At 74.3% G+C, this 12939-nt stretch carries 9 protein-coding genes; 4 read left to right on the forward strand and 5 right to left on the reverse strand.

What is annotated here, in order from left to right; genetic code table 11:
- Positions 1 to 2 precede the first annotated feature (2 nt).
- The gene (locus OG702_RS12340; protein ID WP_327288919.1) at positions 3 to 2885 is read right to left on the reverse strand and encodes a SpoIIE family protein phosphatase; all 2883 of its coding nucleotides are present in this window, start codon (positions 2883 to 2885) and stop codon (positions 3 to 5) included.
- A 231-nt stretch (positions 2886 to 3116) separates the two neighbouring features.
- Between OG702_RS12340 and OG702_RS12345 the strand changes: the two genes are divergently transcribed.
- The 3 genes from OG702_RS12345 to OG702_RS12355 all read left to right on the forward strand — a co-directional run bounded on the left by OG702_RS12345 (position 3117) and on the right by OG702_RS12355 (position 6092).
- Positions 3117 to 4109 carry an ABC transporter ATP-binding protein gene (locus OG702_RS12345; RefSeq protein WP_327288920.1) on the forward strand — a complete coding sequence of 331 codons (993 nt, stop codon included), beginning with the start codon at positions 3117 to 3119 and terminating at the stop codon, positions 4107 to 4109.
- Positions 4106 to 4846, forward strand: coding sequence for an ABC transporter permease (locus OG702_RS12350; protein WP_327288921.1), 741 nt, complete (start codon positions 4106 to 4108; stop codon positions 4844 to 4846). The genes OG702_RS12345 and OG702_RS12350 overlap by 4 nt, the downstream gene beginning before the upstream one ends.
- Before the next feature lie 100 nt (positions 4847 to 4946).
- A complete protein-coding gene (locus OG702_RS12355; RefSeq protein ID WP_327293197.1) occupies positions 4947 to 6092 on the forward strand; it encodes a sensor histidine kinase in 1146 nt (381 codons plus the stop codon).
- Positions 6093 to 6166: 74 nt separating this feature from the next.
- Here OG702_RS12355 and OG702_RS12360 read toward each other — a convergent pair whose 3' ends face one another.
- The 4 genes from OG702_RS12360 to OG702_RS12375 all read right to left on the reverse strand — a co-directional run bounded on the left by OG702_RS12360 (position 6167) and on the right by OG702_RS12375 (position 10456).
- Positions 6167 to 8746: a hypothetical protein gene (locus tag OG702_RS12360; protein WP_327288922.1), complete on the reverse strand. Its 2580-nt coding sequence runs from the start codon at positions 8744 to 8746 to the stop codon at positions 6167 to 6169.
- 153 nt (positions 8747 to 8899) lie between these two features.
- The gene (locus OG702_RS12365; RefSeq protein ID WP_327288923.1) at positions 8900 to 9268 is read right to left on the reverse strand and encodes a DUF6113 family protein; all 369 of its coding nucleotides are present in this window, start codon (positions 9266 to 9268) and stop codon (positions 8900 to 8902) included.
- Positions 9265 to 10230 (reverse strand): N-acetyl-1-D-myo-inositol-2-amino-2-deoxy-alpha-D-glucopyranoside deacetylase, encoded by a 966-nt coding sequence (mshB, locus tag OG702_RS12370; RefSeq protein WP_327288924.1) that lies wholly within the window; start codon positions 10228 to 10230, stop codon positions 9265 to 9267. Before mshB ends, OG702_RS12365 begins: the two co-directional genes overlap by 4 nt.
- Before the next feature lie 31 nt (positions 10231 to 10261).
- Positions 10262 to 10456: a hypothetical protein gene (locus OG702_RS12375; RefSeq protein WP_327288925.1), complete on the reverse strand. Its 195-nt coding sequence runs from the start codon at positions 10454 to 10456 to the stop codon at positions 10262 to 10264.
- Between the two features lie 260 nt (positions 10457 to 10716).
- Here OG702_RS12375 and OG702_RS12380 point away from each other — a divergent pair, with 260 nt between their 5' ends.
- Positions 10717 to 12876, forward strand: a complete 2160-nt coding sequence (locus OG702_RS12380) for a S9 family peptidase (protein ID WP_327288926.1) — start codon at positions 10717 to 10719, stop codon at positions 12874 to 12876.
- The last annotated feature ends 63 nt before the right edge of the window (positions 12877 to 12939 follow it).

Below are 12939 nucleotides of genomic sequence, written 5' to 3' on the forward strand. Positions count from 1 at the left end.
CCTCAGCGGGCGACCCTGGCCCAGATGCACTTGCCGCCCTCGGTGTACCGCGTGCCCCAGCGCCGTGCCGTGACGGCGACGAGTTGCAGGCCGCGGCCGAACTCGTCGTCGAGCAGCGGGTGCCGGACCCGGGGGGTGGCCTGCGAGCCGTCGTAGACCTCGCAGGTCACGGAGTTGTCGTCGAGGCGCAGCAGGCGCAGCCGCAGCGTGCCTGCGATGTCGTCGCCGACGTCCGCGCCGATCCCGACGGCGTGCCGCACCGCGTTGCCGATGAGTTCGCTCACCACCAGCGTCGCCGCCTCGGTGAGCTCGCCGAGGCCCCAGCCGGCGAGGCGTTCCGCCACGAAGACCCGTGCGCAGCCTGCGGATTCCGGCTCGCATGGCAGGTCCCAGGCCGCGATGCGCTCGTCCGGCACCCGTCCCAGGGCCAGCGCCAGCAGCACCGCGTCGTCCTGCCGGCGCGGGTCCGCCGGCAGCCGTTCGGTGATGGTGTCGCACAGCGTGTCGAGCCAGCTGTCCCGCCGCTGGGCGTCGGCCGGCAGCGGGGCGGTGGTGGAGTAGCCGGTGAGCACGTCGGTGAGCCGGGAGACGTCGTCGGTGGTGCGGCGGAGCAGGCCGTCGCTGTAGAGGACGAGGACGCAGCCCTCGGGCAGCAGCGTCTCGGTGACCGGCGCCGGGACCTGGGCCTGCCCGAGCGGCTGGCCGACGGGCAGTTCGATCTCGCTGACCTTGCCGCCGGGGCGGACCAGCACCGGCGCGGGGTGGCCCGCGCCGGCGATCTGGCAGTCGCCGGTGGTCGCGTCGTAGAGCACCAGCATGCTGGTGGCGGTGATCGGCCTGAGCCGCGTCGCCACGTCGTTGAGGTGGGCCATGATCTCGTCGATGGGCAGGTCGAGCGCGGCGACGGTGAGCACGCCGTGCCGGATGATGCCCATGGCGATGGCCTGTTCGAGTCCGTGGCCCTTGACGTCGCCGATGACCGCGAGCGTACGGCCGCCGGGCAGCGGGATGGTGTCGTACCAGTCGCCGCCGACCTCCTCCCCCGTGGCGAGGCGGTAGCGGGAGGCGCTGCGTACGGCGACGGTTTCCGGCAGCACGCCCGGGAGCAGTTCCTTCTGGAGGCGTTCGGCCCGGTGCCTGGCGTCCTCGTAGAGCCGGGCCTTGCCCAGCGCCTGGGCGATGATCACGCCGACCGTGCCGAACAGCGTCTTCTCCTGTTCGCTGAAGCGGCGGGGCGCGGGCCAGCTCATGATGCACGAGCCGGCCCTGCGGTCGCCGTCGATCAGCGGCAGGACGACCCAGGCGCCCCGGCCGCCGTGCCGGGCCAGCTGGGCGAGGTCGGGCCACTCCCGGTCCAGGTCGTCGAGCGAGGAGAAGTAGCGGGGGGTCGCCGTCTCGGTGGCGGCGGCCAGCCGGTGGGGCCAGCCCGGCGCCCTGAGCTCGGCGCAGAACTCCGCGGGGAAGCCGGTGGCGGTGACCAGCCGCGGCGCCCTGCCCGTCAGGTCCTGCACGATCAGGCCCTGTGCGGCCACCGAGGGCAGCACGTGCTCGATGATCGCGGTGACCACGTCCTGGGTGTCGAGGGCGCGGATCAGCGCCTGGTTCAGCTCGGTCATCCGGCGGCTGCGCTCGGTCTCGGCCCGCCGGGCGGCCTTCTGCTCGGAGATGTCGGCCATCTGGGTGGCGACGAAGCCGCCCACTTCGACGGCACGCACCAGCCAGGAGGCGAGCCGGCCGCTGGGCTCCTCGTAGTACGTCAGCTCGGTGGCCACCGCCGCTCCCGGCGCCGCCCTGGCCTTGGCCAGCAGTTCCGGGATGCCCTGGCCCGCGAGTTTCGGCTCCTTCTCCCAGGGGACCTCGCCGATCAGCGCGGCGCCCGCGCCGTCGCCGAGCGCCCGGGCGGCCTTGTTGGCCCACTCGACGCGGTTGTCGGCGGACAGCACGTGGATCGGGTCGGGGTGCAGCTCGATCAGGCTGGCCAGCCAGGCGAGCTGGCTGCGGCGGGCGGTGACGTTCCAGGAGGTGCCCACCATCCGGACGGGCCGGCCGGTCTCGTCCTGCTCGAACGCGGCCCGCAGCTCCAGCCAGCTGATGGCGCCGTCGGCGCCGAGGACGCGGTATTCGACGGCGTACGGCTGCCCGGTGGAGCGGGACCGCTCGATGGCCTCCTGCACGCCGGGCCGGTCGTCGGGGTGGATGCGCTCCATCCAGGACTCGATCCGGTGGTCCCAGGTCTCGGGGTCCAGCCCGGCGTCGGGGATCAGCCCTTCGGTGACCTCGTCGATGTCCAGCAGCCCGCTGTCGAGGTCCCAGCTCCAGGTCCCGACGTTGATCTGCTGCATCACCTGCTCCCGCACCCCGATCGGCTCCTGCCACCAGGGGGTGGTGCCGCTGTGCCAGACCGGTGCGCGCGGCAGCCGGGCGGTGACGACCCCGGCGACGAGCGACAGGAACCGCTGCCGCCCGGCGTCCGGGGCGTCGCGGGTCAGGACGGAGAGGGCGCCGATGGCCTCCCCGTTGAGCAGCAGCGGTACTGCCGCCACTCCCCCGGGCAGGTCGGCGGGGGCTGCCGTGGGCCACCGCGGGTTCCAGACCAGCCGGCCCTGCGCCACCGCGTCGGAGGGTGCGGTGTCCGCACCGGTCGGCAGGCCGTCCCAGCCGCGGGCCGCCTCGGTGGGCAGGCCGTTGGCCGCCGCGAGGCGCAACGCGCCGTTGCCGGGGCCGCACAGGTGCGCGAGGCCGCCGAAGCCGCCGAGTGCCGCGACGGCCTGCTGGAGGGCGAGCCGCAGCAGGTCCGCCTCGCCGAGCCCGTCGGCCTCTTCGAGCAGGCCGAGCCGTACGGCGTCCGCCGGGTTGTCGCCGAGTCCGCCGTGCGCGGCAGCCATCCTCACATCACCCGCCTCAGCCGTCGCTCCCGTCCCGCCCCCGTCCCACCCCATTCTTGCGCCGATCGCCGCACCCGGCCGCTTGTCGCGTTCAAACGGTGCCGGGGCCGCTGCCGGGCGTCCCGGCCCCGGGTCGGGCCCCGGCTCCCGGGGGCCCGTATGACATCTGTCATGCCGAAGACACGAGCTCCGGCACTGCCCACGCTGCCGCGGTCCGGCGAAGCTGGTCCCATGACAGCGACAGCGACCACGAATGGCGCGACGGGGCGAACCGTGGACACGGGGGTGCCCGTCGTGGGGTTCACCGAGGTGAACAAGAGCTACGGCGCCGTGCACGCCGTGGCGGATCTGAGTCTCGAACTGCACCCCGGCGAGACGGTGGCCCTGCTCGGGCCGAACGGGGCGGGCAAGTCCACCGCTCTTGACCTGCTGCTCGGGCTGAAGAACGCGGACCGCGGGGCGGTGCGGGTCTTCGGGACGACCCCGGCGCAGGCGATCGCGGACGGGCGGGTCGGGGCCATGCTGCAGAGCGGCGGGCTGATGGAGGAGGTCACCGTTCGGGAGCTGGTCGGGCTCGCGTGCCGGCTGCACCCGAAGGCGTATCCGCCGGACCAGGTGCTGGCCGCGGCGGGTATCACCGACATCGGGTCGCGGATGGTGAACAAGCTCTCCGGCGGCCAGGAGCAGCGGGTGCGGTTCGCGCTCGCCACGGCCGGGGCGAACGACCTGATCGTGCTGGACGAGCCGACGGTCGGGATGGACGTCACCGCCCGGCAGGCGTTCTGGGCGACGATGCGCGGCCAGGTGGAGGAGGGGCGGACCGTGCTGTTCGCCACCCACTACCTTGAGGAGGCCGACGCCATCGCGGACCGCGTCCTGGTCATGCACCAGGGCCGGCTGATCGCCGACGGCACCGCGGCGGAGATCAAGGCGCGGGCGGGGGCCAGGCGGATCACCTTCGACCTCGAAGGGGCCATCGACGAGGCCGCGCTGCGTGCGCTGCCGCACCTGGTGGGCCTGGACATCACCGGCCCGACCGTCCGGATCCGCTCCGACGACGCGGACGCGACGACGCACGCGGTCTACGGCCTCGGCCTCTACCCGCGCAACCTGGAGGTCGCCGGCCTCGGACTCGAACAGGCCTTCCTGGCCATCACCGACGCGGCCACCGCCGCGAACGCGAAGACCGCAGGCGCGGCCGACGACAAGGCAGGCACCCGATGAACACGCTGGTCAGACTGGAGATCCTGCGCACCCTGCGCAACCGTAAGTTCATGTTCTTCTCGGTCCTCTACCCGGGCCTGCTGTTCCTGATCATCACCGCGGGCTCGGACAAGACCGACAAGCTCGACGGCGTGGACCTGTCGGTGGTCGCGTACTACATGGTGGCGATGGCCGCCTTCGGCGCGATGACCGCGGTCCTGATGGGCAACGCGGAGCGCATCGCCCGGGAGCGCGAGAAGGGCTGGGTGCGGCAGTTGCGGCTCACCGCGCTGCCCGGCCGCGGCTACGTCGTCGCGAAGATCGCCTCGGCCGCCACCGTCAGCCTGCCGTCGATCCTGATCGTGCTGGTGCTGGGCGCGGCGGTGAAGGACGTCCGGCTGGACGCCTGGCAGTGGGCGGCGATCCTGGTCAGCATCTGGGCGGGCAGCATGGTCTTCGCGGCGCTCGGTGTCGCCATCGGCTACGTGGCCACCGCGGACGTGGCGCGGCCGATCTCGATGCTGTGCTACTTCGTACTGGCGATGCTCGGCGGCCTGTGGGTGCCGTTCACCACCTTCCCGCACTGGCTGCAGACACTGGCCGGCTACCTGCCGGGCCGCGCGTACGCCGCCCTCGGCCAGTCCATCGAGTTCGGTGACGCGCCGCACGCCAAGGACGTGACCGTGCTGATCTGCTACCTGGTGCTCTTCGCGGGCACGGCCGCCTGGCTGTACCGCAAGGACACCCTCAAGGCGTGAGGGAGAGCGTGTGACCGCGAGCAGCGAGCGGGCGGGCGGCGGCCTGGACGAGGCGTGGCCGCCCTGGCGGCGCGAGATCGAGGCGGCCGACGACTCCCCGATGGGCCGGATCCCGGAGACCCGCAAGCAGGCACTGGTGAAGCTGGCCTGGATCGGCATCTGGCTGCTCTATCTTGGCTCGCCGGTCAGCGACCTGTCCGACGGCCACCACTCGGTGGCCGTCGTGGTCCTGGCGGGCCTCGGGCTGGCGCTCTTCGTCGTCGCCTACCTCGCGCTGGTCTTCCTGCGCACCAGCGCCGACGAGCGCCCCGCGACCTGGGTGTACGAGATCCTGGCCGCGCAGACCGTCCTGTCACTGGGGCTGTCCTCGACGCTCGGCAAGGACTGGCTGGTGCTGTTCGTCTACGTCGCGGTGGCCTGCGGGGCGGCGCTGCCGGCCGAGGAGGCGCGGTGGGCGGTGCCCGGGGTCACCGTGGTGCTGGCCGGCACGGGGGCGTGGGTCGACTCGCCGGGCGAGCTCTACCCGGCGCTGGTGATCCCCGCGCTGCTCGGCGGTTTCGCGATGCTGGGTGTCAAGCAGCTGGTCCGCACGATGCGGGAGCTGCGGGAGGCCCGGAAGACGGTGGCGCAGCTGGCGGCCACCGAGGAACGGCTGCGGCTGGCCCGGGACCTGCACGACCTGCTCGGGCACTCGCTGTCGCTGATCACGCTGAAGAGCGAGCTGGCCGGGCGGATGCTGCCGGCCCGGCCGGAGGAGGCGGCCCAGCAGGTCGGCGACATCGAGCGGGTCAGCCGGCAGGCCCTGGTGGACGTCCGCGAGGCGGTCAGCGGCTACCGGCGGCCGACCCTGGCCGGCGAGGTGGCGGCGGCCCGCGGGGCGCTGGCCAGCGCGGGAGTGGCGGTGCGCACCCACATCCCGGACCCGCTGCCCGGGCTCGCCGGCGACACCGAGGGCGCGCTCGCCTGGGCGCTGCGGGAGGCCGCCACGAACGTGGTCAGGCACAGCGGCGCCGCGCTGTGCGTGTGCGCGCTCACCGTGGACCCGGAGGCGGGTGTCGCCGTGCTGACCGTCTCGGACGACGGCCACGGTCCGGCGGTGGCCGGCCCCCGGGGCAATGGGCTCACCGGCCTCGCCGAACGCCTGGCCCTGGCGGGCGGGTCGCTGACCACGGCCCGCGCGGGTGACGGCGGCTTCACCCTGCGGGCGGCCGTCCCTCTCGCACCGGTGGCCGCCCGCGCTTCCTAGGCCGTGTCCGACAAAGAAAAGGCCGGGCCGTCCGGAGCGCGGGGGCTCCTGACGACCCGGCCTGCAAGCGCCGGTCAGGCCAGGTTCGGGAAGGTGACCGTCCGGCCGGCCGGGTCGGTGGCGCCGAGTGCCTGGATCAGCGCCTTCGCCACGTCGTCCGGGGTGACCGCGGTCTTCGAACCGTCGGGCCGCTTCAGCAGCACGTCGTGGAAGGTCTTCCCGTACAGGCCCTTGAGCGTGTCGAGGTCGATGTGCGGGGCGAGCTTGCCGTCGGCGGTGGCGCGCATCGTGAGGAACTTCGGGAGGGTGCCGTTCGGGCTGAACTTGATCTTCTGGATCGCGTTCGCCCGGACGGTGACCAGGCCCGACATCGCGGTCCTGCCGAAGCCGTTGACGGCCTTGTCGAGCTCGGCCTGCGAGACCTTGGGCGGCGCGGTGGCGGCGTTGAGCGCCACCGAGGTGTCCGCGCCGGTCTCCGCGCGGGTCCGGTAGGCCGCTTCGACCTGGGCGGACGCGGCGGCCAGGTCGAGGTTCTGCCGGGGCTTGCCCGGGACGCCGATCGCCTTGCCGTCCTTGAAGCGGACCATCGCGTCGGTGCCGTCGCTGTTCTTGCCGGCCACCGACTGCAGGGCGGCCTTGAGCTTGTCCTCGTCCATCACGAAGACCGGGTCGGCGGTGCGGCTGCCGCCGAAGAGCGAGCCGATCACCGAGACCGGGTTGTAGTCGGCGTGCGCGACCTGCTGGACGGTCGCGTCGGTGTCGACGGACAGGCCGGCCACCGAGGGCTTGAGGGTCTGCTTCCTGCCGCCGACGGTGAGCGAGAGGGGCGCCGTGGTGCGGTCGCCGAGCGCGTTGTCGAGCATCTTGACGGCCGCCTCGCGGTTCTGGTTGCCGATGTCCACACCGAGCACGGTGGTGCCCTTGGGGACGTCGGCGTGGTTCATCAGCAGGCCGGCGCCGTAGGCGACGACCAGGACGCCGCCGGCCGCGACGCCGAGCAGCACCGGCTTGGAGCGGCCCTTCTTGGCGGGACGGGCGGGTGCGGGTGCGGGGCGGGCCGCGGCGGGTTCGGGTTCTGCGGCGGGGGCCGCGGCCCGCGGCGGCGCCTTGCGGGCCGGGCGGGACTCGCCGGCCGGCACGGCCGCGATGCCGCCGACCAGGGTGTCGCCCGACAGGATGCCGGTCCCGCCGCGCGGGCCAGGCGTCGGCGGCCGGAAGCCGCTCGGCCCGGCCGGCGGCCGGACCGCCTCCGGCATGAGCGGCGGTACGTTCACGGCGCCGGTGGCCGGCCCGGTGGTGGAGCCGAACGGCGCCCCCAGCGGGTCCTCGCCGCCCGGGGCGCGCTCCTCGCTGGGCCGCGGCACCCCGGGGGGGAAGTCGGTGGTCCCGAACGGCTGCGACCCGGTGTCGTACGGCGAACGGGCATCGTTCACCGCGGGGTTGGCGCCGGTGTCGTACGGGGACGTGCCGTCGCCCCGGACGGGCGTGGCGCCGGTGTCGTACGGCGAGGGGCCGTCGTCCAGGACGGGGGTGGCACCCGTGTCGTACGGCGAGGGGCCGTCGTCCAGGACGGGCGTGGCACCCGTGTCGTACGGCGAACGGCCGTCGTCCGCTGCGGGGCTGCCGCCGGCGCCGTACGGCGCGGCGTCGCCCGGCACGACGGGCATCGCGGCCGTGTCGAAGGGCGAACCCGCCCCGAACGGCGACGCGTCGGCGGAGCCCTGCGGCGCGGCGCCGGTGTCGAAGGGCGAACCGGCGCCGAACGGCGGCGCCTCGTTCGCGAAGGGTGCGGCGAAGCCGCCTGCCGGGGTGTCGTGCGACCCGCGTGCGGCCTCGTCCTCGCCGGGCGCGGGACCGCCCTGCTGCGGCAGATACGGCGTGTTCCCCGTCGGCGCGTCACCGCCGCCGAACAGCGACCCGGGCGGCGTCGACCCCTGCGAGGGCACCCCCGAGCCGGGGGTGCGGACCGGAAGGGGCATCCCGCCGGTCGACTGGTCCTGCCCGTACGGCGACGCCGGAGCGCCGCCCGGCACGCCGCCCGAGGACGGGTCCTGCCCGAAGAACGAGGCCGGGGCGCCCCCGGCCTGCTGGTCCGGCCCGTAGGGCGAGGCGGGGGCGCCGGCCGGCGACTCGTCCCGCCCGTAGGGCGACGCCGGGGCGCCGCCGGGCAGCGGCATCCCGCCCGTGGACTGGTCCTGCCCGAAGTCCTGGGCGGCCGGCGGCTGGGCCGGCGCGGACTTGCGCGGGGCGAACCAGTCGCTGGTCTTCTCCGGTTCAGGCTCGGCCGGCGCCTCCGCCTCGGCGGCGGCCGCCGCCTGCGCGGCGGTCTCGGCCGCGGCGGCCGCGGCGGCGCCCTCGTCGACCGTGGTGCGGACGACGACCGGCGGGATCGGGCGGGAGCCCGGGATGTTGATGCGGATCCGGGTCGTCAGCGTCGTCTCGGTCCTCGGCTCGTCCGGCGCGGCCGCGCCGCCGGCCTCGGTGGCGGCGTCCTGGCCGCCGGACCCGTCGTCCGGCGCCCCCGGCGGCCTGGTCCGCTCCTGCGGGTGCAGCGAGGGGAACGGGCGGCTGCCGTACGGCGGGGTCCCCGACGGGTACGCGGCACCGCCGCGGCCCTGGGGACCGGAGGACGAACTATCAGTTTCACGAGTCAAAGCAGGCTCTCCCGGTTAGCTTCGCCGCCCGACACTGTTCTCCGCTTGCGGCAAGCCGGCGGGCCCCACCATACCGACCTGCCGATGGCCGCGACCCTGGTCGGCCGGAACGCTCGCGCTCAGCCAACCATGTGGTTGCCCCTGCCCGCCAAGTCAGGCGGTATTCGCCCCGGATGAGGTCAGTTGGGGCAGAGTGGCACAGATCACCGCGGCCAGAGCGCCGCCCAGAAGGTAGAGATACGCGCCCGCGCCGGCCGCGAAGAGGAAGTCGCCCTCCGGCCGGGTGGAGCTGAGCAGCAGCACGGAGATCAGCCAGAAGCCGGCGGGCACCGCCACCCCGGCCCGGCTCCCGGTGGCCTTCAGGCCGCCGTAGAAGAGGCCGGCGCAGCCCGCCAGGGCCAGCAGCAGGCCGCCGGGGAACCAGCCGGCCTGGACGAGCGCCCCGGCGAGCGCGACGAGGGCCCCGAGGACGCCGAGGCCCAGGTAGCCGAGGATCCGGCCGAGCGTGATCGGGGTGGTCATGACGCGCTCCCGTCGGACGCGGCGATCGCGTCCCCGCCCGCGTCCCCACCGGCGTCGTCGTCGGCATCGTCGTCGGCATCGTCGTCGAAGAGCCCGGCGGCCGGGCCGTCGGCGGGGGCGCCGCGCAGGGCGTCACCGCGCACCTGCCGGTAGCACTCGGTCGCGGAGACCGGCTGCCCGAGGTCGTTGGACAGCGCGAAGAAGGGGCCGTCCACCGCGATCTGCGTGGCGTGCGCGCGCATCGCGGCGATCTTGTGACCGGTGTACGCGCTGCCGTCGACCGCCACGGTGACCAGCTTGTCGTCGAGCACGCCGGGCACGTCGTCCGGGGTGGCGACGCCATCGAAGGGGAAGTCCTCGCCGACCGCGGCGAGGCGGGCGAAGCTCTCCTCGACCACCGAGCGCGGGGTGCAGATCTCGAAGACCCGGTCGACCCGGTGGCCCTGCCCGGCGGCGAGTTCGTAGCCGCGCAGGGCGACCCGGTGGGCCTGGATGTGGTCGGGGTGGCCGTAGCCGCCGTTGTCGTCGTAGGTGACCAGCGCCTGCGGGCGGACGTCCATGATGACCTCGGCCAGCCGGCCTGCCGCCTCGTCCAGGTCGGCCTGCCAGAAGCAGTCGGCCACCTCGTTCTGGGCGACGCCCATCATGCCGGAGTCGCGGTAGCGGCCGGGGCCGCCGAGGAAGCGGTGGTCGGTGACGCCGAGTTCGGCCATCGCCGCGGCGAGCTCGCCGCTCCGGTACTCGCCCAGGGTGTCGTCCCGGTCGGACGCCAGGTGCGCGAGCTCCGGCGGGATGACCTCGCCCTCCTCGCCGAGGGTGCAGGTGACGAGGGTGACGAGGGCACCTTCCGCCGCGTACTTCGCCATCGTGGCGCCGTTGTTGATCGTCTCGTCGTCCGGGTGGGCGTGGACGAGCAGCAGACGGCGCTCGGGACGTGCCGGCGGGGTGGGTCGGTCGGTCATGGCGGAAGCCTACGACTCCCGCCTGGGGCGCTCAGAACTTGATGTCGGAGATCATCCCGGCGACGTTGTTGGTGAGGTCGGTGATCTGTGGTGCCCAGGACGAACTCGCCAGGTAGAAGCCCAGCAGCGTGCAAGCGACGGCATGCCCGGTCTTCAGGCCGGACCTGCGGATCAACAGGACCACGACGATCAGCAGCAGCAGCACCGCCGAAATCGAGAGTGCCACAGCGGCTCACCTCCAGGTACGCAGGGTTCATGTCAGTTGCCACATGCTTATTACCCACCCACGGCAACGGATCATAACTTTCCGTGCCACCGCATATGTCGGAGCACGGAAGCACGCGGGGGCGCATGACCAGATCCGGCCATCGGCGGCCCGGGGCGTGAATTCGACCGGGGGTGCTCCGGCGCTGGTCGGAGGCCGCGCGGGGCCGTCCGGTGAATATCCGGAGGCGGTTGTCAGTGGCAGCCCCTAGGGTGCCGGGTATGACGTACCTCTCATTCCCTCGGCAGCACGCACGAACGCAGCGGTTCACCCTCGGGGCGCCGCGCTCGTTCGTCGTCGCGCCCGAGGGCGAGCGGGTGGTCTTCCTGCGGTCGCGGTCCGGCACGGACACCGCGCAGCTGCTGTGGGTGCTCGACCTGCCGCCGGGCGACGGGGCCGGGGACGGGGGGGCGGCGCGCGAGCGCGTGGCGGCCGATCCGGCAGCGCTGCTCGGCGGCTCCGAGGAGGACCTGCCCGCGGCCGAGAAGGCCCGCAGGGAGCGCAGCAGGGAGGGTTCCGCGGGCGTGGTGGCCTACGCGGTGGACAGCGCGGTGACGGTGGCCGCCTTCGCCCTGTCCGGGCGGCTGTTCACCACCTCGCTGGTGCCCGGGGGCGCCGGGGCCCGCGAGGTGGCGGTGCCGGGTCCCGTGGTGGACCCGCGGCCCTCGCCCGACGGGCGATGGGTGGCGTATGCGGCGGGGGGCGCGCTGCGGGTGGTCGGCGCCGACGGGGGCGGCGAGCGCGCGCTGGCCGAGCCGGACGGCGACGAGGTGACGTGGGGGCTGGCGGAGTTCGTCGCGGCCGAGGAGATGAGCCGCTCGCGCGGCTTCTGGTGGGCGCCGGACAGCTCCGCGCTGCTGGCCGCCAGGGTGGACGAGTCGGCGGTGGCACGGCGATGGATCTCCGAGCCGTCGCAGCCCGACCGCGCCCCGGTCCAGGTCGCCTATCCGGCGGCGGGCACGCCCAACGCGGAGGTGTCGCTCGCGCTGCTCGGCCTCGACGGCAGTCGGCGGGACGTGACATGGGACCGGGAGCGCTTCCCGTATCTGGCGGCGGTGCACTGGACGGCCGCGGGGGCGCCGGTGCTGCTGGTCCAGGCCCGGGACCAGCGCACCCAGCACTATCTGACGGTGGACCTCGCGACGGGTGCCACCAGCACCGCGGTCGCCGAGGAAGATCGAATTTGGCTTGATCTTTTCCCCGGCGTGCCCGCTCTGCGGCCCGACGGGACGCTGCTGCGGATCACCGACGGGGACGGCGTCCGGGTGCTGATGGCGGGTCAGCAGGCCCTCACCGGCGGCGAGTTGCACGTCCGGTCGGTGCTGGACGCCGGCGGCGAGGACATCCTGGTCAGCGCGTCGGCGGGACCTGCGGCGACCGCGCCGGAGACCGGGCAGATCCATGTGTACCGGGTGGGCGGGGACGGCCCGGTCCGCGTGACGGACGAGCCCGGCGTGCACTCCGCGGTGCGGGCGGGCGAGGTCACCGTCCTGGTCTCCGCGGTACTCGACCGCCCCGGCGCGACGGTCCGGGTGCTGCGGTCCGGGCGGGTGGTCGCCGAGGTCGGCTCCTCCGCGGAGACGCCGTCGCTGACCGCGCGGGTCCGCCTCACCGAGGCCGGCAAGCGGGGCATCCCGTGCGCGGTGCTGCTGCCCACCGGCTACGCCGAAGGCGACGGTCCGCTGCCGGTGCTGATGGACCCTTACGGAGGTCCGCACGGCCAGCGCGTGCTGGCCGCGCACAACCCGCACCTGGTCTCCCAGTGGTTCGCCGACCAGGGCTTCGCGGTGATCGTCGCGGACGGCCGCGGCACTCCCGGGCGCTCCCCCGAGTGGGAGAAGGGCATCTCCGGCGGCCGGCTCGCCGAGGTGGTCCTCCACGACCAGATCGACGCGCTGCACGCGCTGGCCGAGGAGTTCCCGCTCGACCTCGGCCGGGTCGCGATCCGCGGCTGGTCCTTCGGCGGCACGCTGGCGGCGCTCGCGGTGCTGCGGCGCCCCGACGTCTTCCACGCCGGGGTCGCGGGAGCTCCGCTGACCGAACAGCGGCTGTACGACACGCACTACACCGAGCGGTATCTCGGGCATCCGGACGAGCAGGCCGCCGCCTACGACCGCAACTCGGTGGTCACCGCGGACGGCATCCCGGAACTCGCCGAGCCGGCAAGGCCCTTGATGATCGTTCACGGCTTCGCCGACGACAACGTGCTGGTGGCGAACGCGCTGCGGCTGTCCTCGGCGCTGCTGGCCGCCGGGCGGCCGCACGAGGTGCTGCCGCTGTCGGGCGGCATCACGCACATGGCGTTGCACGAGCAGGTGGCGGAGAACCTGCTCCTCCTCCAGGTCGACTTCCTCCACCGCTCCCTGCACCCTCAGGCCTAGCCCCAGCCCTCACCTGAAAGACGCTCACCCTCCGCCCGGAGGGCGACCGGTCACGCCCCCAGG

The sequence above is a fragment of the Streptomyces sp. NBC_01198 genome, assembly GCF_036010485.1.
Lineage (GTDB): Bacteria > Actinomycetota > Actinomycetes > Streptomycetales > Streptomycetaceae > Actinacidiphila.